Source organism: Paenibacillus sp. MAHUQ-63, from assembly GCF_028765165.1.
GTDB lineage: Bacteria > Bacillota > Bacilli > Paenibacillales > NBRC-103111 > Paenibacillus_E.
Genome location: NZ_JARADB010000002.1, coordinates 667666 through 689683 on the forward strand (window position 1 = coordinate 667666; position 22018 = coordinate 689683).

24 protein-coding genes and 1 tRNA gene are annotated in these 22018 nt (G+C 51.4%); all 25 read left to right on the forward strand.

What is annotated here, in order from left to right; genetic code table 11:
- Nucleotides 1-72 precede the first annotated feature (72 nt).
- The 25 genes from PUT07_RS11295 (at nt 73) to PUT07_RS11415 (ending at nt 21595) form a co-directional block, all read left to right on the forward strand.
- Nucleotides 73-146: transfer RNA gene (locus PUT07_RS11295), tRNA-Pro, on the forward strand.
- A gap of 94 nt (nt 147-240) precedes the next feature.
- Complete coding sequence (locus PUT07_RS11300) at nt 241-1167, forward strand: phosphatase PAP2 family protein (protein ID WP_274468074.1); 927 nt, start codon at nt 241-243, stop codon at nt 1165-1167.
- 78 nt (nt 1168-1245) lie between these two features.
- Nucleotides 1246-1494, forward strand: a complete 249-nt coding sequence (mtrB, locus tag PUT07_RS11305) for a trp RNA-binding attenuation protein MtrB (protein WP_274468075.1) — start codon at nt 1246-1248, stop codon at nt 1492-1494.
- A gap of 127 nt (nt 1495-1621) precedes the next feature.
- Nucleotides 1622-2155 (forward strand): hypothetical protein, encoded by a 534-nt coding sequence (locus PUT07_RS11310; RefSeq protein WP_274468076.1) that lies wholly within the window; start codon nt 1622-1624, stop codon nt 2153-2155.
- 100 nt (nt 2156-2255) lie between these two features.
- Nucleotides 2256-3125, forward strand: coding sequence for a heptaprenyl diphosphate synthase component 1 (locus PUT07_RS11315; protein WP_274468077.1), 870 nt, complete (start codon nt 2256-2258; stop codon nt 3123-3125).
- Between the two features lie 13 nt (nt 3126-3138).
- The gene (locus PUT07_RS11320) at nt 3139-3885 is read left to right on the forward strand and encodes a demethylmenaquinone methyltransferase (protein WP_274468078.1); all 747 of its coding nucleotides are present in this window, start codon (nt 3139-3141) and stop codon (nt 3883-3885) included.
- Between the two features lie 7 nt (nt 3886-3892).
- Nucleotides 3893-4768, forward strand: a complete 876-nt coding sequence (locus PUT07_RS11325) for a UbiA-like polyprenyltransferase (RefSeq protein WP_274468079.1) — start codon at nt 3893-3895, stop codon at nt 4766-4768.
- Nucleotides 4765-5367 (forward strand): UbiX family flavin prenyltransferase, encoded by a 603-nt coding sequence (locus PUT07_RS11330; RefSeq protein WP_274468081.1) that lies wholly within the window; start codon nt 4765-4767, stop codon nt 5365-5367. Before PUT07_RS11325 ends, PUT07_RS11330 begins: the two co-directional genes overlap by 4 nt.
- Nucleotides 5360-6223 carry a menaquinone biosynthesis protein gene (locus tag PUT07_RS11335; RefSeq protein WP_274468083.1) on the forward strand — a complete coding sequence of 288 codons (864 nt, stop codon included), beginning with the start codon at nt 5360-5362 and terminating at the stop codon, nt 6221-6223. The genes PUT07_RS11330 and PUT07_RS11335 overlap by 8 nt, the downstream gene beginning before the upstream one ends.
- Entirely contained in the window at nt 6220-7197 is a 978-nt protein-coding gene (locus tag PUT07_RS11340) for a polyprenyl synthetase family protein (protein WP_274468084.1), read from the forward strand. The genes PUT07_RS11335 and PUT07_RS11340 overlap by 4 nt, the downstream gene beginning before the upstream one ends.
- Before the next feature lie 127 nt (nt 7198-7324).
- Nucleotides 7325-7768: a nucleoside-diphosphate kinase gene (gene ndk / locus PUT07_RS11345; RefSeq protein WP_274468085.1), complete on the forward strand. Its 444-nt coding sequence runs from the start codon at nt 7325-7327 to the stop codon at nt 7766-7768.
- 129 nt (nt 7769-7897) lie between these two features.
- Nucleotides 7898-8683 carry a CheR family methyltransferase gene (locus tag PUT07_RS11350; RefSeq protein ID WP_274468087.1) on the forward strand — a complete coding sequence of 262 codons (786 nt, stop codon included), beginning with the start codon at nt 7898-7900 and terminating at the stop codon, nt 8681-8683.
- 88 nt (nt 8684-8771) lie between these two features.
- The gene (locus tag PUT07_RS11355; protein WP_274468089.1) at nt 8772-8936 is read left to right on the forward strand and encodes a hypothetical protein; all 165 of its coding nucleotides are present in this window, start codon (nt 8772-8774) and stop codon (nt 8934-8936) included.
- A 188-nt stretch (nt 8937-9124) separates the two neighbouring features.
- Nucleotides 9125-10288, forward strand: coding sequence for a chorismate synthase (gene aroC, locus PUT07_RS11360; protein ID WP_274468090.1), 1164 nt, complete (start codon nt 9125-9127; stop codon nt 10286-10288).
- Between the two features lies 1 nt (nt 10289).
- Complete coding sequence (aroB, locus tag PUT07_RS11365) at nt 10290-11384, forward strand: 3-dehydroquinate synthase (RefSeq protein ID WP_274468092.1); 1095 nt, start codon at nt 10290-10292, stop codon at nt 11382-11384.
- 3 nt (nt 11385-11387) lie between these two features.
- Nucleotides 11388-11774, forward strand: coding sequence for a chorismate mutase (gene aroH, locus PUT07_RS11370; protein ID WP_274468093.1), 387 nt, complete (start codon nt 11388-11390; stop codon nt 11772-11774).
- A gap of 285 nt (nt 11775-12059) precedes the next feature.
- Nucleotides 12060-13607, forward strand: coding sequence for an anthranilate synthase component I (trpE, locus tag PUT07_RS11375; RefSeq protein ID WP_274468094.1), 1548 nt, complete (start codon nt 12060-12062; stop codon nt 13605-13607).
- A gap of 28 nt (nt 13608-13635) precedes the next feature.
- Nucleotides 13636-14676, forward strand: a complete 1041-nt coding sequence (gene trpD, locus PUT07_RS11380; protein WP_274468095.1) for an anthranilate phosphoribosyltransferase — start codon at nt 13636-13638, stop codon at nt 14674-14676.
- Complete coding sequence (gene trpC / locus PUT07_RS11385; RefSeq protein ID WP_274468096.1) at nt 14666-15472, forward strand: indole-3-glycerol phosphate synthase TrpC; 807 nt, start codon at nt 14666-14668, stop codon at nt 15470-15472. The genes trpD and trpC overlap by 11 nt, the downstream gene beginning before the upstream one ends.
- Nucleotides 15473-15487: 15 nt before the next feature.
- The gene (locus PUT07_RS11390; protein WP_274468097.1) at nt 15488-16186 is read left to right on the forward strand and encodes a phosphoribosylanthranilate isomerase; all 699 of its coding nucleotides are present in this window, start codon (nt 15488-15490) and stop codon (nt 16184-16186) included.
- A complete protein-coding gene (gene trpB / locus PUT07_RS11395; protein ID WP_274468099.1) occupies nt 16183-17379 on the forward strand; it encodes a tryptophan synthase subunit beta in 1197 nt (398 codons plus the stop codon). Before PUT07_RS11390 ends, trpB begins: the two co-directional genes overlap by 4 nt.
- 3 nt (nt 17380-17382) lie before the next feature.
- On the forward strand, nt 17383-18192 hold the full coding sequence (gene trpA, locus PUT07_RS11400; RefSeq protein WP_274468101.1) for a tryptophan synthase subunit alpha: 810 nt from the start codon (nt 17383-17385) through the stop codon (nt 18190-18192).
- 173 nt (nt 18193-18365) lie between these two features.
- Complete coding sequence (gene hisC, locus PUT07_RS11405; protein WP_274468102.1) at nt 18366-19466, forward strand: histidinol-phosphate transaminase; 1101 nt, start codon at nt 18366-18368, stop codon at nt 19464-19466.
- Between the two features lie 21 nt (nt 19467-19487).
- Nucleotides 19488-20576, forward strand: a complete 1089-nt coding sequence (locus tag PUT07_RS11410; RefSeq protein WP_274468103.1) for a prephenate dehydrogenase — start codon at nt 19488-19490, stop codon at nt 20574-20576.
- Nucleotides 20577-20737: 161 nt separating this feature from the next.
- A complete protein-coding gene (locus tag PUT07_RS11415) occupies nt 20738-21595 on the forward strand; it encodes a polysaccharide deacetylase family protein (protein WP_274468104.1) in 858 nt (285 codons plus the stop codon).
- Nucleotides 21596-22018: the final 423 nt, after the last annotated feature.

Sequence of the window (22018 nt, forward strand, 5' to 3'; positions counted from 1 at the left end):
CAGAAAATGCCTTTACAATTCCAAAATCTCCTACTATAATAACAAAGTGAATGAGTAAGACTGAGCGAAGGACGGGGTATGGCGCAGCCTGGTAGCGCGCACCCTTGGGGTGGGTGAGGTCGCACGTTCGAATCGTGTTACTCCGATTACGAAAAGACATCGAAAGCTCGATGTCTTTTTCTCATGAAGGGCTTGTTCCATCGTTAGAATTGAGGCTAAGACATAATAGGGGGAACAGTCTTGAGAAAGTTGAAATTGAACGAGCTCGTCAAATCGCAGGATTGGACAATGTTCGGCATCATCGCCTCGATCTATTTGGTATGGCGCATCGGCGTGGTGGGCAATTGGAGCAAGGAATGCTGGATTTTACTGCTAATCTGTCTGCTTGGTGTCCGCAAGGATCAAGTAGACGTGGATTGGAAGCGCTTTTTCGTCGTCGGCATTCCTTTGCTCGGCATCTTCTTTTATTTTTACGGCTCCGGCAACGGCTTCTGGTGGCGAATCGCCAATTGGATGTTTGAGAATAACCGCCACCCGTGGCACTGGGATGCGTATATGAACGCGATTCCGCTGAATACGGGCGGGTGGGCCAGATGGATCGCGAATCCGTTCCTGGACCGGGCCATGGCGTGGATATACAACTACGGCTTCGTGCTTTCCTTATGGATTTGCATCGTTAGGAGCTTCTGGACGCGGAGCGTCAAGAAAATGCTCTCCTACGCGTTATCCGGGCACATGCTGCAATTCCCGCTGATTTTGCCTTTTTACAATCTGATACTGCTGCGGGAAGTATGGTATGTGAACCAACAGCCTGACCTGCTGCATCGTGTGTTCGCGGACCAGAACGCGCTGCTCGTAGCAACGATGAACTGTTTTCCGAGCATGCACACCTCCATCTCCTTTGCGATGCTGCTGCTGGCCCTTAGAGAGAAGGACCGCATCTTCAAAACCATGATGGTGACGTACTGCGCCTGCATTATTTTCTCGACGCTGTACTTGCAAATTCATTGGCTGATCGATGTGATTGCCGGCATGCTGTTTGCCTACGGCACCGTGAAGCTGGCGGATTTCTTGATTCGCGTCGGCGCATCCCGGATCGTCCCGGGCAAATTCAAACGATTTTACCAGCAAGGCGTACAATCGTCCTCCCAAGAAATATCCGTCTAACGCTAGTTGACTTGGGGATGCTTTTTTTGGCATCATTAGGTAAGAGATGTGACCTTAAGGCAAGAACGGAGGATGGGAATGGAAGATACGGGCAAAATGAATCAACCGAACACGAACGGCAACGAATATTTCGTCATTAAAGCCAAAGATAACGGCGTTCATGTTATTGGATTAACACGCGGCCAAGATACGCGTTTTCATCATACTGAGAAGTTGGACAAGGGCGAGGTTATGATTGCTCAGTTTACCGAGCACACTTCAGCGGTCAAGATCAGAGGCAAGGCGATCATCATGACGAAGTACGGCACGGTCGATACCGAAGAATGATGGATTATTTGCAAAAGCAGGCATAGCCTGCTTTTTTTGTTTGTACAATGGTGTATAGAGCTTGTAACACATATGCAGTGCTGCCAAGCTGTTTGGCTCTTGTCCAATGTGCTGGAGGTGCTTTGTCATGAAGTGGTCGACGCGAATTACCTTGATGATAGCGATATCGGCGATTATTGCCATTAGTTTGTCTATTCTCCCCCAATTGGATGCATCCACGGGACTGGGCGCGCCCGCGGGTTGGTCGAGCAAGCGCGCGCAGGATCTGACGGAACGTAACCTGCCGGATCTGCTCGTACAAGTGCCGCTGCAGCTGCGCATCCGCAAGGTGGAGCTGAGCGCTTCCCGCTTGTCGCTTGACTTGAGCTTGCCCCGGAATGCGGATTCCGCGACGGTTTACAGGGATTTGTATACGATTGCGCAAACGATGCTGCAAAAAACGAAAAATGTGAATCAAGTATGGGTTCGCGTTATCGATTATGCCAACGTTTCGGAGAATACGTCGGCTCAGCTTGTACTGGCCATGGTTGCCGAACGTGAATTTGGGAAGGATATGGAGAAGAGCCCCAGTGAGCTCAGCCTGATCCAGCTCGAACAAGAACTGCAGAACCGGTTTCGCATCACCTATACCTCGAAATGGCAGCAAAGATATCCGTTATAATTAGTTGTGCGTCCGCCAACGGGTTATGATATAATAATTTGAATTGAATCTTAGAGAGTGGCATGAAAGAGATTTGGCACACGGTTACGGAGGCTTTTGCATGAATTCTTATCGGATCCCAGAGATCGCCAAGCAGTACACGGAATATGATATGATCCAAATTCACACAGACTTGCCCAATTTTCCGGAGCTGCGCACGCGTCTGTTGTTTGCTTTCTTGAACGGAAACAGTAAATTTAGCTCCGCCAGTGAGTTGTATACGTTAGCAACCTCACTCGTTCAGCTGGCGCTGGACACCCACGATCTCGTCACGGCTTCCAATGATATCAAAGAGAAGAAAGCGGCGAGATCCAGGCAATTGAAAGTGCTGGCCGGCGATTACTTCAGCTCCCGGTTCTACCATCTTCTTGCCGGAGCGGGCCAAATTGACATGATCAAACAGCTGGCTAACGCGATTTGCGAAGTGAACCGGCTGAAGATGACCACGTACATGAAAATGAAGCAGTTGAAATTAACGGCAGAAGATTACATTCACCAGATGGTGGAGATTAAATCTCAGCTGTTTTTGTCATTCTCTGAGTTTATGTCTGAGGTCTATGACTCGGCGTGGCCGGATATTTTACGCAGTTATGCCAGATGCGAGCTTATTTTCGATGAAATATTCCGCATGGAATCCGCGGCGGCGTCGTTCATGGGCAGTTGGGGCTTCTGGCACATTCTGCAGCATGGTACGAAGGAAGAGCGCAAACAGCTTCAAACCGAGGACACGGATCAAGCGAAGGTGCGTACGCTGCTGCATAAGTATCATATTTCGTCGCAGCTGTACGAGATGCTGGATGCTCAAACCAAACAGCTGCAGTCCAAAGTACAGCAGCTGGGGTCGGACAAACTAATTAGTGAACTGTTTCACATAGGCGAGCCGTTCCTGCGATTTTTAGCGAAGCAGCCCAAAGTGCTGGAAGAAATTTGAGGTGACCAGACAGATGACGATGACAAAATCCAAAACTCAAGGTAAATCCAAAGAAGAATTCGTACATGCCGTCTTCGAAAGCATCGCGCCGAAGTACGATTTGATGAACAACATTTTAAGCTTTCGCAGACATAAAGCGTGGCGCAAATTTACGATGAAGAAGATGAACGTTCAGCCCGGGCAAACGGCGATCGATCTCTGCTGCGGAACGTGCGATTGGACGATTGCGCTGGCACAGGCATCGGGAACCGGCCGTATGGTCGGTCTGGATTTCAGTCAGAACATGCTCGACTACGGCGCTGAGAAAATCAAGCAAGTCGGATTGGACAAGCAAATCCAGCTGATCCAAGGCAATGCGATGAGTCTTCCGTTTGACGACAATACGTTCGACTATGCGACGATCGGCTTCGCCCTGCGTAACGTGCCGGATCTGGAGCAAGTCATTCGCGAAATGCGGCGCGTCGTCAAGCCAGGAGGACTGGTTGTGTCTCTGGAGCTTTCGAAGCCGACATGGCAGCCGTTCAAGTCGATTTATTATTTTTATTTCCAGCGCGTGCTGCCGTTCTTAGGCAAGTTGATCGCCCAGAAGTACGAACAGTACAAATGGCTTCCGGAATCCTTAATCCATTTTCCCGATCACAAACAACTCGCTGCTATTTTTACGAACCTAGGATTAGAGCATGTACAGGCTTACCCGCTTACCGGCGGAGTAGCAGCCTTGCATATTGGCACCAAGGGGAAAACGAAATCAGGGGAGTAATTCGCATATGTTTACTAAACTCAAAATTTTTCTGGAAATGATCAAATTCGAACACAGCGTATTTGCACTTCCGTTTGCGTTCATGGGAGCCATTCTCGGCTCCGTTGTACTCGCCGGACATCTGCCCAGCTGGGCGCAAATCGGTTGGATCACGCTGGCCATGGTAGGAGCAAGAACGGCCGCGATGGCGCTCAACCGCGTCATCGACCAAGCGATCGACAAGAAGAATCCGCGCACGGAGAATCGCGCCATACCCGCGGGCCTCATTTCCATCCCGCAAGTTATTATTTATATTATCATTTCATTTGTTTTGCTTTTCTGGGCTACTTCGAACTTAAGTGCATTGTCGATGAAACTGCTGCCGATCGCAGTGTTTTTTCTTGTCTTTTACTCGTATACCAAAAGATTCACTTGGACGTGCCACTTTTTCCTGGGCTTGACGCTGGGCTTGGCGCCGCTTGGCGGCTGGATCGCCGTAACAGGTCAATTCACGTGGTCTTCCATCATCTTTTATTTAACGGTCGTCTGCTGGAGTGCCGGATTTGACTTGATTTACGCTTGCCAGGATGCGGAATTCGACCGTGAGGAAGGCTTGCATTCCTTGCCAAGCCGCTTCGGCATTAAGGCCGCGTTGACGACGGCTCGCGTTCTCCATGTTCTGACCGCTGTAGGCTTGGTCACTTTATTTTTCATGACACACTTGAGCTGGTTCTATCTGATCGGTCTTGTGATCGCTTATGTTCTCTTGTACAAGGAGCACAGACTGGTTTCCCCGCAAGATTTGTCCAAACTGAATACCGCATTCTTCACGATGAACGGCGTGCTTAGCCTTGTCATGTTCGCCTTCACGCTGCTGGATGTGCTTGTGAGGCAGTATACATGAGCCGCGGCAATTGGGTCGTCGGCATGACGGGGGCTAGCGGAGCGGCATACGGCGTGCGATTGTGCCAGGTACTGCTCGATCAAGGGCTGGATGTGCATCTCATGGTGACGGAAGCCGGCTGGAGAGTGCTGCACGATGAGCTGGACTGGAACGCCGCGAAGCGCAAAGAGACGCTGCAGGAGCACTTCGGCGGCCGCCTGGGCGCTTATCAGTATCATCCGGTGACCGATATCGGCGCATCCGTTGCCAGCGGTTCCTTTCGAACACGAGGGATGGTCGTCATCCCTTGTTCGATGGGAACGCTATCCGGGATCGCGCACGGCTCATCGGACAATTTGCTGGAACGGACAGCAGATGTCATGTTGAAAGAAGGAAGAACATTAATTCTGGTTCCAAGGGAAACGCCGCTGCATGCCATTCATCTGGAGAACATGCTCACCTTGTCTCGGATGGGCGTGCGCATGATTCCGGCGATGCCCGCTTTCTATAATCGTCCGCGCTCCTTGGAGGAGATGGTCGATTTTTTGGTGGGTAAAGTGCTGGATAGCATGGATATTGAGCATTCCTTGTACCGAAGATGGGGAGAACCGAATGAATAACCTTGACCCTAAAATTCGCATCGGCCGTATCAATTATACCAACGTATGGCCGATCTATTATTATTTCCCGGAGCTGATGCAGAGCTCCGAAGTGGATATCATCGAGCAAGTGCCCACCTCTCTGAACCGGGCAATGGCGGCCGGCAACATCGACATGGGGCCGATCTCCTCCTTTGCTTACGGAGAAGGCTGCGAGAATTATTTGCTCTATCCGGATCTTTCGGTCAGCGCCTACGGCGAAGTCAACTCGATTCTGCTGTTCCACGAGAAGCCGCTGCGGGAGATCGCGGACGGCCATATCATGCTGCCGACGACATCGGCGACATCCGTCAATTTGCTCAAAATTATTCTTGAGAAATTTTATAACGGCAAACCAACCTATGAATATGCCGAGCCGAATGTCAACCGGATGATGGAGCGGGCGGATGGGGCGCTGCTCATCGGCGATGATGCGATCAAGGAGAGCTGGGGCAACCAAACGTATATGATCACGGATCTTGGGCAAGAATGGGCGAAATGGACAGGTCAGTGGATTTCGTTTGCCGTTTGGGCCATTCGCAAGGAAACAGCGAACTTATACCCTGAGTTGGTGGCGGAAGTATTTCAAGCATTTATGGCCAGCAAAGCGAAGGCGCACGCCAATCCCGAAGAAATGATCGCGAAGGCGCAAGCGTCCGTCGGAGGAACCGCTTCATATTGGAATCATTATTTTCATACGTTATGCTATGATTTTGGTACCGAACAATGGGAAGGGCTTGCAACCTACTACAAGTATTGTTATGAGCTGGGTTTCCTGCCGAAGCCGGTTGAGATCGCTTTATGGTCAGAGAATAAAGTGGCGCGGGTGACAGAATGAAAAATTTATTGGATATTTATGCAAGGAAGAAAAAAGATATAGCAGCAATTGAGAAATCGCTGGAAGAAAGCGTTTATACGGATCACGCGATGCTGAGAGAAACCTCCAACCACCTGTTGAAGGCAGGCGGCAAGCGGATTCGTCCAGTTTTCGTTCTGCTGGCCGGCGAGTTCGGGGATTACCGGTTAGAGACGATGAAACGAGTTGCCGTTCCGTTGGAATTGATTCATATGGCTTCGCTCGTACATGACGATGTGATTGACGATGCCGATACGAGACGCGGCCAATTAACCGTCCGTTCCAAATGGGACAACCGGGTCGCGATGTTCACGGGAGATTACATATTCGCCAAAGCGCTTGGCGTCATTACACAATTACATAAACCGGCGGTTCATCAGATCATGTCCAAAGCGATCGTCGAGATGTCCATCGGAGAAATGGAACAAATACGTTTCTTTTTTCAATCCGACCAAACGATTCGCGATTATTTGTTAAGAATTAGACGGAAAACGGCGCTGCTCATTGCGATTTCCTGCCAATTGGGAGCGATGGCCGCAGACGCGCCCGATTGGATCAGCAACAAGCTGTACAGCTTCGGCTATAACGCCGGCATGGCGTTCCAGATTCGCGACGACATTCTCGATCTGATCGGGACGGAGAAGCAGATCGGCAAGCCCCCGGGGTCCGATGTGAAGCAGGGCAACATTACGCTTCCCGTATTGTTCGCCCTGCGGAATCCGAGTTTAAGACCGCAGATATTGAGCGAGCTGGATCGGATTCATCAATTGGACGGACAGACCGATGTCAGCCGGTTCCTCGATATCATTCGCCACAGCGAGGGGATCGCGCAAGCGGATGCACTGTCTCAGAAGTACATCGATAAGGCGATTGCTTCCCTGGACAAGCTGCCGAACGGACAAGCCAAGAGAGATCTCGTGGAAATTGCCCATTTCTTCGGCAACCGTTCCTACTAGAAGTCGATGCAATTTGAGAAATGTTGACAGAACGTGTAAACTGGTAGGTAATACATGGAATAAACCCTATGGAGTATAAGCTTACGAAGCAATTTTCCGAAGAAAACTCTAAGGAGGAAGTCGTGACATGGACAAAACATTCTTGATGGTGAAGCCAGACGGCGTACAGCGCGGCCTGATCGGTGAAATCGTGAAGCGCTTCGAGCAGAAGGGCTTTCAACTAATCGGCAGCAAGCTCATGATGGTATCGAGACCGCAAGCCGAGTTTCATTATGCCGAGCACAAAGGAAAAGATTTTTACGAGAGACTTGTCAATTTCATTACGTCCGGCCCCGTATTTGCGATGGTTTGGCAAGGGGATCAAGTAATTCCGCTATCCCGTACACTGATCGGCAAGACCAATTCCCTGGAAGCTTTGCCCGGTACGATTCGAGGCGATTATGCGGTACATACGAATTTCAATCTCATCCACGGTTCCGATTCTCCGGAGAGCGCAGAGCGTGAAATCGGCAACTTCTTCAAGGCGGACGAGCTTATCGATTATACGAAAGTCATCCAGCAGTGGATCTAGCATTCCATACATATGAGCGGGAGCCTGTTACCTACGCGGTGGCAGGTTCTTTTTTTGTCGGAGCTTGAAGGAATTTGGCGCGGGCTGAAAGAATGTAAATATGAGACAAATATCAAGGCGGGTGTCATCATGGAAGAGGATCAGGATTTTCTGTTATTCATCAAAAAAGTGAAAGAACATACGGCTATCGATCTCGCCCTTTATAAGGAAGCGCAGATGAAGAGGCGTTTGACGACGCTGCGCATGAAACGCGGCTACAACACATTCGTCTCTTTCTTCGACGCCATGTTGAAAAATAAAGAGATGTTCTATGAGTTTCTGGACCGGATGACGATCAACGTATCGGAATTTTGGCGGAATCCGAACCGCTGGGAGCTTGTGGAGTCCAAGTTCATTCCCGACATGCTCAAAAAAAATCGGCGCCTGAAAGTATGGAGCGCAGCCTGCTCGACAGGTGAAGAGCCTTATACGCTGGCAATGATCTTGGCGGAGCAAGGCGCTCTGCAGGAAACGCATCTGCTCGCGACCGATATTGATGAAGGCGCTTTGGAGAAGGCGCGCAAAGCGGTGTACCTGGATCGCTCGCTGCGTGATGTGCCGGAGAAATATGTGAAGAAATATTTCCGCCAAGATCAATTGATGTATCATGTAACGGATGAATTGAAGAAATCGGTGAAATTCCAGAAGCAGAATCTGCTGGTGGATACGTTCGATACCGGCTTCGATCTGATTGTTTGCCGTAACGTTATCATCTATTTCACTGAAGAAGCCAAGCACGTTCTATATCAGAAGTTCGCCAAAGCACTGAAGCCGGGCGGATTGCTGTTCGTGGGCTCGACAGAGCAAATTTTCTCTCCGGGTCAATACGACCTGGAGCCGGCGGATACTTTCTTTTATCGGAAGAAAGGGGTATAAGTTCTTCCATATTTTCCAATACTAAGATGTAGCATAACTCAGTGACGATGATGCAAATACGGCTGATGCAAACACTTAGGGGGCTCTTATGGACAAACGCAAAGTGATTACCGCTTATCGCAGGGGAATGATCTCCATTCAGGAATGTGCGCAAATTTTGGGCGTGGATTCGTCGCAAATCATGGGTTTGATGAACGATCCGCAGATGGCCGAACTGCCGAGAGTTGTCCAAAAGCAGCATATGCACGGGTAATCTTCGCTCCTGATTACATGAGGACACGCTTTTGCTAAAGGGAATCTCCCTTGCATGCAAAGCGTGTTTTTGCGTTTAAATCTGTTGCCAAACCGGAGTACCTATACTATAATGACTAAAAGATAATCGCGCGTCAAAGCGCTAAAGCGTTTGGGAAGACAATCGAAGATGAAACGGGGTAACGGATTGTGAGATATTTAACGGCAGGCGAAACACACGGACCGCAGCTCACTGCGATAATTGAAGGGTTTCCAAGTAATGTGACATTGAACTTTGACGAATTGAATTTTCAATTACATAGACGTCAGAAGGGGTATGGCCGCGGCCGCCGCATGCAAATCGAGAAAGATACGGCTACGATCGCCGGCGGCGTACGCCACGGCAAAACGACGGGAGCGCCTATCGCATTGGTCGTTGTTAACAACGACTGGAAGCATTGGACATCGGTTATGGGCATCGAGCCTGTAGAAGAGGATAACGAAGGCAAGCGCCGCGTGAATCGTCCCCGTCCGGGACATGCGGATTTGAACGGCGGACTCAAGTATAATCAGAAAGATTTGCGTAACATTCTGGAGCGTTCCAGCGCGCGTGAAACGACGATGCGCGTGGCTACCGGAGCGGTGGCACGTCAATTGCTGGCGGAGTTCGGCATCAAGGTGGCGGGACAAGTTATCCGGATCGGCGATGTGGAAGCACAGCGCCAGGATCTGCCTATCGACGAGTTGATTCGGCTTACGGAAGATTCGCCGGTGCGCGTCGTGGACAAAGACGCCGAAGCGAGAATGATCGCGGCGATCGATGCGGCCAAAGAAGACGGAGATACGCTGGGCGGTATCGTCGAGGTTATTATTGAAGGCGTACCTGTCGGACTCGGCAGCCACGTGCAATGGGACCGCAAGCTGGACGGCAAAATTGCCCAAGCGGTGCTTTCGATCCAAGCGTTCAAAGGCGTTGAATTCGGTATCGGCTTTGAGGCTGCCGAGCGCAGAGGGTCCAATGTACACGATGAGATTTTGTATAAGGAAGAGGAAGGCTTCAGACGGAGAACGAACCGTGCCGGCGGCTTCGAAGGCGGGATGACCACAGGCGAGCAAATTGTCGTGCGCGGCGTGATGAAACCGATCTCGACGCTGTACAAGCCGCTGCAGAGCGTAGATATCGACACGAAGGAAGTGTTCACCGCGCAGGTTGAACGTTCCGACACTTGTGCGGTTCCGGCCGCGGGAGTCATCATGGAGAACGTGATCGCCTGGGAAGTTGCGAATGCGTTCCTGGATAAATTCGGCGGCGATTCCTTGGAGGAAATTCGCGCGAACTTGAACAACTACTTGAAACAAGTGGAGAGCTACTAAAATGAGAGAACTGACGGTAGAGCTAGGGGAACGGTCTTATCCTATATATATCGGGCAAGGTGTCCTGAACCAAATCGCGGCGCTGTTCGACCGCGCCAAGCTCAGCCGCAAGTCGCCGCTGCTCGTCGTCACCGACGACGAGGTGGCTCCGCTGCACCTGGAGCGCGTCATGACGCTGCTTCGCGAAGGCGGCTTCGCCGCGACAGCCTGCGTCGTACCCGCAGGCGAACCATCCAAATCCCTCGCGCAGCTCGAGGGAATCGTCTCCGACGCCCTCCGGGCAGGCCTTGATCGCAGCTCTGCGATCGTGGCCCTTGGCGGCGGCGTCGTCGGCGATCTCGCCGGCTTCGCGGCGGCGAGCTTCATGCGCGGGATCCGCTTCGTGCAGATCCCGACGACGATCCTTGCCCACGACAGCTCGGTCGGAGGCAAGGTGGCGGTCAATCACCCGATGGCGAAGAACATCATCGGGGCATTCCATCAGCCCGAGCTCGTGCTCTTCGACATCGATACGCTGATGACACTGCCGCCGCGGCAAGTGAAGGCGGGGCTGTCCGAAGTGATCAAGCACGGCTTGATTTGGGATGCCGCATTCACGCAGTGGTGCGACGATAATGCCGATAAGCTGTTGGCCTTAGATCCCGAAGCGCTCGGCTATGCGCTGTACGTCGGCTGTAAAGTGAAGTCCATCGTCGTATCCCAGGATGAGCGCGAGAACGATTTGCGCGCCATCTTGAACCTTGGCCATACGATAGGCCATGCGCTGGAGGCTGTCGCCGGTTACGGCGAGCTGCTGCACGGCGAAGCCATATCGATCGGCATGGTGGGAGCGGCTAAGCTGGCCCAGCAATTCGGTTATTCGGAAGACATTTATCACGTTACCAAAGGGCTGTTCCTGAAATTCGGATTGCCTGTCGCGATACCGGCACATCTGGATACGGACAGCATTATGAGTGCGATGATGCACGATAAGAAATTCAAAGAAGGCACAATGGTCTACATCGTACCTGTGGAAATCGGCAAAGTTGAGATTCGCAAGGATGTAACGGTGGAGCAGGTCAGACAAATTGTCGAGCTTCTTAAAGGAGAGAGCTAACCGATGTTCTTGAGGGGAATTCGCGGTGCGACGACGGTTCAACAGAATGAAGCGGAAGAAATTTTGGAAGCGACAGGCGAGCTTCTGCATGCGATTGTAGAGGCGAACGATTTCCGTCCGGAAGACATCTGTTCCGTATTCATCACAGTGACGCAGGACATTACGGCCACATTTCCGGCGAGAGCCATTCGCACCATGGCAGGATGGGAGCTCGTTCCGCTGATGTGCTCGCTGGAAGTTCCGGTGGAGAATTCGCTGCCGAAGTGCATTCGTCTGATGGTTCAGGTGAATACAACGAAGAGCCAAGCGGAGATCAACCATATTTATTTGAAGGAAGCCAAAGCGCTTCGTCCTGATATTGTTAAATTGACAAATGAAGCGGCTAAGTAGTATAGTGGAGACAGATGAGTTTAGGTAAGTAGAGCAGAGTTTAGTTAAGTAGAGATGAGACCAGTTGAGATGAGGAAAGATGAGTAAGGATGTATGCGTGTATACACGACTCTTAATGAGCCGTTGTTTCATCATACCTGCCGCAGAATCTTTTTTCAGCTTACTCTTTAAATTCTACATAAAACTAAAAGCCAGCCTCTACTTCGGTAGAGGTTTTTTGTTATTTCAATAGAGTTTGGAGCGCCTCGGTGAAGGAGGAAGCCCAAGCTGAGAGGGGATGTAACCATGTATACACCTGAAATTCAAGAAGTGATTCGACTATCCAAACAATATAATCTCATTCCTGTCGTGCGTCATCTGTTAGCAGATACAGAAACGCCGATCCGCGTCTTTCAGCATTTGTACCAAGAAAAGCGTGCGTTCCTGTTAGAAAGTGTGGAGGGCGGCGTCAAATGGGCCCGATACTCCTTCATCGGAAGCGATCCCTTCTTGATGATCAAGGCCAAACATGGGAAGACGGTCGTAGAGACAGCGACGGAGAATAAAGTGACAGACGAGAAACCGATCGATGTGCTCAAGGCTTACTTAAGATCCTACTCCAGTCCTCAGCTTGCGGACTTGCCGCGCTTTACCGGCGGCGCTGTCGGATTCTTCGGCTACGATCTTCTGCAATACTATGAGAAATTGCCTGCTCATCGTATCGACGATTTGCAAATGAATGACATCCAATTCATGTTTTGCGATCAGGTTGTCGTATTCGACCACTTCAAACAGCAGATTAAAGTAATCGCCAATGTGCATGTCCCGCCGTTCGCTACCGATAGCGATATCGTGAGTGCGTACCATGCCACTTGCGCCAAGATCGATGCGACAATCGAGAAGATCAAACGTCCGCTAGGCACGGAAACGATGACACATAATCCGATCGTATCGGAGCCTGAACTTGGCGATATTCGCTCCAATATCACGAAGGAAAAGTACATCGCCAACGTGAACAAGGCCAAGGAGTATATTCGTGCCGGCGATATTTTCCAGGTTGTGCTGTCGCAGCGATTCGAAATGGAAACAACGGTTTCTCCGCTTCAAGTGTACCGTGTGCTGCGCACGATGAATCCTTCTCCGTATATGTATGTGCTCAAAATGGATGACGAAGTCGTCGTGGGCACCTCCCCCGAGCTGCTGGTCCGGGTCGAAGAGGAGAAGGTGGAGACGCGGCCGATCGCCGGAACGAGACCTCGCGGCAAAACGCCCGAGGAGGATTTGGCGCTGGAGAAAGAATTGCTGGCGGACGAGAAAGAACGCGCCGAGCACTTGATGCTGGTCGACCTGGGCCGCAACGACATCGGACGCGTATCGGAGTTCGGAACTGTGAAGTGCGATACGTTCATGGATATTGAGCGCTACTCGCACGTGATGCATATCGTTTCGAATGTATCCGGTAAAATTGCGAAAGACAAAGATTTCTTCGATGCATTTATTTCCTGTATGCCGGCAGGGACGGTGTCTGGAGCACCTAAACTGCGCGCAATGGAGATTATTGCCGAACTGGAGCCGGAGGCTCGCGGCACGTACGCAGGAGCGATTGGTTACTTAGGCTTCTCCGGCAACTTGGACACATGTATCACGATTCGTACGATCGTCTTCAAACACGGCAAAGCCTATGTGCAAGCCGGTGCAGGGATCGTATGGGATTCCATTCCGGAGAACGAGTACCAGGAAACGGTGAATAAAGCGACGGCGCTGCTCAAATCGATCCGGATGGCGGAAGCGATGTTCAGCCCCGAGCCTAGACCGGTCAGTGATATTAACAAAGATTATTTTGTTAACTCTTAAGGGAAAGATGTAGAGGAGGAATCGAGTCATGAGTGGACAGATCCATATCCAGCAAGCGCTTGGCAAGGTGATCGGAGGAAGTCATCTATCCCGTGAAGAGGCGCGCAATGTAATGTCGGAGATTATGGAAGGGGAGGCGTCCCCGGCTCAAATCGGCAGCTTGCTCACGGCGCTGCGCATCAAAGGCGAGACGTTGGAAGAGCTTACGGGCTTCGCGGAGACGATGCGCACGAAAGCTATGCAGGTGAACGTCCTGCAGAACAATCTTCTCGATACGTGCGGTACCGGCGGAGACGGTGCGGAAACGTTCAACATCTCGACGACGGCTGCCATCGTAGCTTCGGCCGGAGGCATTCGCGTAGCGAAGCATGGGAACCGGGCGATGTCGAGTAAAAGCGGCAGCGCAGACGTGCTGGAGGCGCTTGGCGTGAAGATTTCGCTGACCGGCGAGCAAGCCGCCAAGTGCTTGGATAAGACCGGAATTTGCTTCATGTTCGCGCAAGCGTATCATCAATCGATGAAGCATGTAGCTGCACCGCGGCGGGAGCTTGGCTTCCGCACCGTGTTCAACCTGCTGGGGCCGCTGACGAATCCTGCCGGCGCAGACCGCCAGGTGTTGGGTGTATTTGACCGGACCAAAACGGAGCTTATTGCAGGAGCGCTCCAGGAGCTCGGTCTGAAACGCGCCTTGGTCGTTGCGAGCGAGGATGGTCTGGATGAATTCAGCATCTCCGCGCCGACCAAAGTCACGGAGCTTAAAGACGATTGCATCCAGACGTATTCCATTACGCCGGACGATCTTGGCCTGCGGGCGCACAGTATCAAAGATGTCGGCGGCGGCGATGCGATGCTCAATGCCGAAATCATTCGTCATATATTCGCCGGAGAGAAAGGTCCTCACCGCGATATCGTCCTTGCGAATGCGGCTGCATGCTTCTATGTGACAGGACATGTAGGAAGTCTTCAGCAAGGGGTTAAATTTGCGGCAGATGTGATCGACTCGGGCCGTGCTGAGCAGAAATTGAACGATCTAATCCAATTCACAGGAGAACTTTGCCATGTTTCTTGATAAAATTGTAGCGACCAAACGTGCGGAAGTGGAGGCGATGAGCGACTTCTCGATCCAGGAAGCGGAGAGAGCGATCTCGGCGCTTCCGCCATGCTTGGGCTTCGAGCAGGCGTTAACCGTGCGCAGCAACCGTTCGATGGGGCTGATCGCCGAAGTGAAGAAAGCATCCCCTTCCAAAGGGTTGATCCGGGAGGATTTCCATCCGGTCGGGCTGGCTCAGGCTTACGAGCGGGCAGGCGCAGACTGCATCTCGGTGCTGACGGACGTGCAATATTTTCAGGGAAGCAACGAATATTTGAAGGCTGTGCGGCAAGCGGTGAACGTGCCTCTATTGCGCAAAGATTTCACGATTGATCCGAAGCAAATCTACGAAGCCCGCTTGATCGGTGCTGACGCGATTCTGCTCATCGCTGCAATTCTAACGACGGATCAAATGAAACAATATTTGGCACTAGCGAAGGATTTGGGCTTGGATGCGCTTGTCGAGGTGCATGACCGTGAAGAGCTGGACCGCTCTCTGGAGCTTGGCACGCAGCTGATCGGCATCAATAACCGGAACTTGAAGACGTTCGTTACGGATCTCGCAACGACGGAAGAACTTATTCAGCATGTTCCGGCCGGCATTACGGTCGTTAGTGAGAGCGGTATTTCTTCAGTTGCGGATATGGACTATCTGCAGCGAATCGGCTCGAAAGCCGTATTGATCGGCGAGCACTTCATGCGTCAGCCGGTTGTCGAGCAGGCCGTCTACGACCTGATGGGACCGCGCGGGAAAACAACGAATTCTATGGCTTAGAAAGAGGCGAAACCAATGGTTACTGGGGCTGCTCCGACAGTAAAAATCTGTGGACTTCAAAGCGTTGAAGTGTTAAAATCAGTCATACATTTGCCGATCGACCATATCGGATTCGTGTTTGCGCCAAGCAAGCGTCAAGTAACTGCGGGCAAGGCCGGGGAGCTGATCCGTTACTTGAAAGGCGAAGCGGAACAAGGCAGGGCGGTGCCGCTTACGGTCGGCGTGTTCGTGAACCCGACCAAGGAGGAGCTTGCGGACATTATGAAGGCTGCTCCCCTCGACGTCGTCCAGCTGCACAGCAAGGAAACGCCTGAATTTTGCCGATGGGTGCGGGAGCAATTCCAGGTTCAGGTATTCAAATCCGTATCCATCTCCAAATCGGAGAACAGAATCCCTACTTTGGAAGAAGTGGCGGACCAGCTGGACCCTTATGCAGGGGCGGTTGACGCCGCGCTGCTGGATACGTTCGATCCCGTATATGGCGGGGGATCCGGCACGACTTTCGCCTGGGACTGCATTCCCGTATATCAGGAGTGGGCTCGCGGAGCAGGCGTCAAGCTGCTGGTTGCCGGCGGGCTTCAGCCTGACAATGTCGACCAATTAGTCGAAGCCTATCGTCCCGACGGCGTGGATGTATCCAGCGGCGTGGAGACGAACGGTGTGAAAGATATTGCGAAAATTACTGCATTTGTGGAAAGGGTGACCGGAAAGTGACGCAAGTTCCTGATCAGCACGGCAGATTCGGCAAGTTCGGCGGCCGTTACGTACCAGAAACACTGATGAATGCATTGACAGAGCTGGAAGAAGCTTATAACCGATATAAAGATGATCCCGAGTTTATTGCGGAGGTTCGGTACTTGCAGAAGCAATACTCCGGCAGACCGACGCCGCTCTATTATGCGGAGAGACTCTCCGAGAAGCTTGGCGGAGCCAAAATTTATTTGAAGCGCGAAGATTTGAACCATACCGGCGCCCACAAGATTAACAATACGATCGGGCAAGCGGTGCTGGCGAAGAGGATGGGCAAGAAGAAAATTATCGCCGAAACGGGCGCCGGTCAGCATGGTGTGGCCTCCGCAACGGTAGCGGCATTAATGGGCTTCGAGTGCAAAGTGTTCATGGGTGAAGAGGACACGAAGAGACAGCAATTGAACGTCTTCCGGATGAAATTGCTCGGCTCCGAAGTCATTCCCGTCACTTCCGGCACACGCACGCTGAAGGACGCCTGCAACGAAACGCTTCGCTACTGGGTCAGTAACGTACAGGATACGTACTATATTCTAGGCTCCGTGACGGGTCCGCATCCATATCCGATGATGGTGCGCGACTTTCAGCGCGTTATCGGCGACGAGTCGCGTGAACAAATTCTCGAAACGGAAGGCAGACTGCCGGATGCCGTTGTAGCCTGCGTAGGCGGAGGCAGCAACGCGATGGGCATTTTCTATCCGTTCGTCGGTGACGAGACCGTGAAATTGATCGGTGTGGAAGCGGCGGGCCGGGGCGTTCATACGGATGAACATGCGGCAACGATGACCAAAGGTTCTCCAGGTGTATTCCAAGGCTCGATGAGTTACCTGCTGCAGGATGAATACGGACAAGTGCTGCCGGCGCATTCCATCTCGGCTGGCTTGGATTATCCGGGCATCGGTCCTGAGCATTCTTACTTGAAGGACATCGAGCGCGCTTCGTATTATCCGATTACGGACCAAGAAGCTCTTGATGCGCTGCAGCTGCTGAGCCGTACGGAAGGCATCATTCCGGCTCTGGAGAGTGCGCATGCGATCGCCCAGACGATTAAGCTGGCACCGACGATGGCCAAAGACCAAATCATCGTTGTCAGTCTATCCGGACGCGGCGACAAAGACGTGGAATCGATTATGAGCTATCTAGGCGAAGGAGGGGTTTAGGCGATGAATCGGATTGACCAGCGATTTGCCGAACTGAAAGAGCGCGGAGAAACGGCGATGATACCGTTTCTGACTATCGGGGATCCGTCGCTTCAGGCTTCCCTGGAGCTGATCTTGGAGATGGAGCGGTCCGGAGCCGATTTGATCGAGCTCGGCGTTCCTTATTCGGATCCGCTTGCTGACGGACCTGTCATTCAGCGCTCCTCCGAGCGTGCGCTGCAGAGCAGAATCACCATTTTCGATGTGATCGATGTTGCACGGCAAGCAAGAAGCAGAGGTTCCAAGCTGCCATTTATTCTTTTTACGTACTATAACCCCGTTCTGCAAATCGGTCTTGAGCGCATCTTCAGAACGATGCAGGAGAACGAGATCAGCGGTATCATCATACCGGACCTGCCGCTTGAGGAGGACAGCGAAACAAGAGCGATCGCCGAATCCTTCGGGATTCATCTCATCCCGCTCGTGGCGCCGACTTCCAATGAACGGGTCCAGCGCATTGCCTCCGAAGCACGCGGATTCGTTTACTGCGTATCTTCGCTGGGCGTGACCGGAGAGCGTTCGGAGTTTTTCGGCGGCATCGAGAATTTCTTATCCACCGTTCGCGAAGCGGCCCATGTGCCGATTGTCGTCGGCTTCGGCATTTCGAACCGGGAGCAAGTGCAGCGCTTTGAGAAGCTTTGCGACGGCGTCGTCGTCGGAAGTGCGATCGTTCGCTCGATCGAAAGCGCACTGCATCATTTCGAAGAAGATGCCGCTCACCCCGCGGGTCTTCAACAAATCGGAAGCTTCGTCGGCCAGTTAAAGGGCAAATAAGACCGTCCCTCTAGACCCTATGTCTAGGGGGATTTTATTTTAAATTACCTATTTACTGTTAAGCGTTAAAGCAGTACACTATTAGGTGTTGATTGCCTATTAACCGTACTTTTTGCAACGTTCATAATTTTGTGGGACAATATTCGGACAACTAATTGATGAGGTGGCTACCAATGAAACCGAAACAAACGATTGTACACTTACCAGTCTATCAACCGGGTAAACCTATTGAAGAAGTCAAACGCGAGCTTGGTTTGACCGAAGTGATCAAGCTGGCTTCCAATGAGAATCCATTCGGTTCTTCGCCGAAAGCGCGAGAAGCGATTGAGAAGGAAATAGCCAATATCAGTCTATATCCGGACGGCGGCGCGGTCCAATTGACGGAAGCGGTCGCCGAGTATCTTGGCGTGGCGACGAATCAACTTATTTTCGGCGCAGGCTCCGATGAGGTTATTCTCATGCTGGCGCGCGCGTTCCTCGTTCAAGGCGACGAAACGGTTATGGCTTCCCATACGTTCCCGCAATACAAGCACAATTGTGAGATCGAAGGCGCCGTTTCCATCGAGGTTCCGCTCAAAGACGGCACGCACGATTTGGATGCTATGCTGGCTGCGATTAACGAGCGCACGAAGATCGTCTGGATCTGCAATCCGAACAATCCGACCGGCACGATGAATACCGATCGCGAGATCAAAGATTTCTTGGCCAAAGTGCCTTCGCATGTGCTCGTCGTTCTCGACGAAGCTTACTGCGAATACAATACGACCGGCGAATTCCCGGACAGCATCGAATTGATCGGCCAATACAAGAACGTTATTGCCCTGCGCACATTCTCCAAAATCTATGGTCTGGCTTCCCTGCGGATCGGGTATGGGATCGGTCACCCGGATGTGATCAGATCCATTAATCAAGTGCGCGAGCCTTTCAATACGACGCGTTTTGCACAAGCTGCGGCACTTGCGGCGATCAAGGATCAAGCGTTCATTGCGAGCTGCCGTGAAGCGAATACAGCGGGCTTGGCTTACTTGACGCAGCAGTTCAACGAGATGGGGCTGGAAGCATTCCCGGCACACGGCAACTTCATCATGGTGAATGTCGGCCGTCCTGCAGCGGACGTATTCAACGGCTTGCTCCGCAGAGGCATTATCGTCCGTGGCGGGCATATGCTCGGCTTCCCGACGTCCATTCGCGTTACAATCGGCTCAAGCGAACAAAATGAGAAATTCATTGCAGCTTTGCAGCAAGTGCTGGCTGAGGTTGCCGTTCAGGCCTAATTCAGATTGAAGGTTGATTATATGACGAAAATTGCGATATTCGGCGTAGGGCTCATTGGCGGGTCCTTAGCCTTATGCTACAAAGGAAAACCCGAATTTACGGTTGTGGGCCATTCCCCGAACCCGAATTCGGTGGAGAAGCTGCTGAAGAGAAACGTAGTGGACATCGCTACTACGAGCATGGCGGAGGCTGTGGACGGCGCGGATTTCATATTTTTGTGCGTCCCGGTCGGCATGCTGGAACAGTACGTTCAGGAACTGATGAAGCTGCCTCTCAAGGCGGGGTGCATCATTACGGATGTCGGCAGCACCAAAGCGACCATAACCGAGAGCGCGCAATCCATGGTGAAAGAAGGCGTCTACTTCATCGGCGGCCATCCGATGGCCGGCTCCGAGCGGCATGGCGTCGAGGCGGCTTCATCGCATCTATTTGAGAATGCGTTCTATGTGCTCACACCGGCGGAAGGAACGCCGCAAGCGGAGGTTGACCGTTTGAGCGAGCTGCTCAAACCGACCAAAGCGCAGATCGTCCAAGTGGGCGCTCGCGAGCATGACGATATCGTCGGTGCGATCTCCCATCTGCCGCACATTATCGCGGTTGCACTCGTGAACCAGGTGCGTGGTTATAACGAATCGAATCCGTTGTATCAGAATTTGGCCGCAGGCGGCTTCAGAGATATCACACGAATCGCTTCCAGCGAGCCGACGATCTGGCGGGATATTCTCGTGAACAACCGCGACGTTCTGCTCAAGCTGCTGCAAGATTGGAATGTGGAGATTTCCCGTTTCATCGGACTGCTGGAAGAGAGTGACGGCGATGGCATTGTCGAGCAATTCCGCGCAGCCGGTCAATTCCGGGGCCAACTGCCTGAACGGCGTAAAGGGATGATCACATCCTTATTCGATATTTATGTCGATGTACCCGATCATCCCGGTATTATCGCACAAATCACGACATTACTAGGAAATGAAAGAATCAATTTGAGCAATATTCAAATCATAGAGAGCCGCGAAGACGTTCCCGGCGTTCTCCGACTTTCCTTCCGCAACCAGGAAGACGCAGACCGCGCAGCAGAGCTGCTCAACGGCCCGTATGCCGTCCACGTCTAACATCCGAACAGCAGTGGATTATAAGCTGGTTTCTTTCTCTTCAAGAGGAGGAAATCAGCTTTCTTGCATTCTATTGAAACTAATTCTCAAATAAATAGGTTCATGCTATAATGACATCGTTCATATAAATATTACAAATATCGATGTGCGGGGCGAACGAAATGAAGAAGTGGATGATGTGGAAATGTTTGTTAATTTTGGTCATTATGTATGTGAATTTTTTGCCTTCGTTTGTCAGCGCGAACAATGTCATTTATTCCAAAGAAGTCGCTGTGCTCGTGTACCATCACATTGATGATCAAGTGCAGGGCTCCGTGACGATCTCAACCAAGCTGTTCGAGCGTCAATTGGCTGCGATGCAGCGCCAGGGGTACAATTTCATCACGATGGAGCAGTTCAAGAAATTCATGAAAGAAGGAGCCAAGGTCCCCGACAATGCCGTTCTCATCACATTCGATGACGGTTATGAGAGTTTCTACACGAACGCTTATCCGATCCTTCGCAAGATGCGCGTGCCGGCCGTTAATTTCGTCATCACCAAAGATCTGGACAATCCGACCGCGACGCTGCTGCCATCCTTATCCAGAGAGCAAATTCGGACCATGCGGAAAGAGTTTGCCAATATTGATTTCCAATTGCATTCGGATGCCTTGCATATCATGAAGGACGGGAAGCCGATGCTGAACAACAAATTTGCAATCAACGGAACGATGGAAACGGATGACGATCTCAAGCGAAGAGTAATCGCCGATACGAAGACGTGCATGACCAAGCTCAAAGAGGTGAACGCGGCGAAGTCGATCGATGCCTATGCGTATCCATTTGGCAGTTATGACGAACATACGATTTCTTATTTGAACGAAGCCGGTGTCCACTATGCGTTTACAACCAAGGCAGGGCTTGCGACCGTGCAGACGGATCCGATGCAAATTCCGCGAATCAACGCCGGCAGTCCGTATATCCGTCCTCATTCCATCAACAATTTGATTAACCAGGAGAAGCACCGCCAATCCGAGTAACATCCAATTAGCCGCCAAAAAAACACGTAAACGTTTTCAAAAAAGCGTTGACAAAATGTAACCGTATACATATAATAAAAGTACAGTATGGTTTCTCTCCACTCCTATCCGATAATCGCACCATAAGTGCAACCGCCAATGATTGGCGGTTTTTTTTTTTGCCTACATACCATATTTTTGTGAAACTATTATATAATGGATAGGGTGAGCCTTATACATCGGCAGACAAGCTGCAATTATGAATTTTTTTCAACATTTTGTCGAATCTAGCAGGAATATTGCGAAGCAGCGAGAAGATTTTAAGAGGCTCGTATTCTATACATGAACAATTTCACAATTTTTTTACGAATGAACGCAACTTTTCACTCTAACCGCAGTACAACATGTATGAGCAGTTGGAGTGGTAGCCGGGAACCGTTAGGA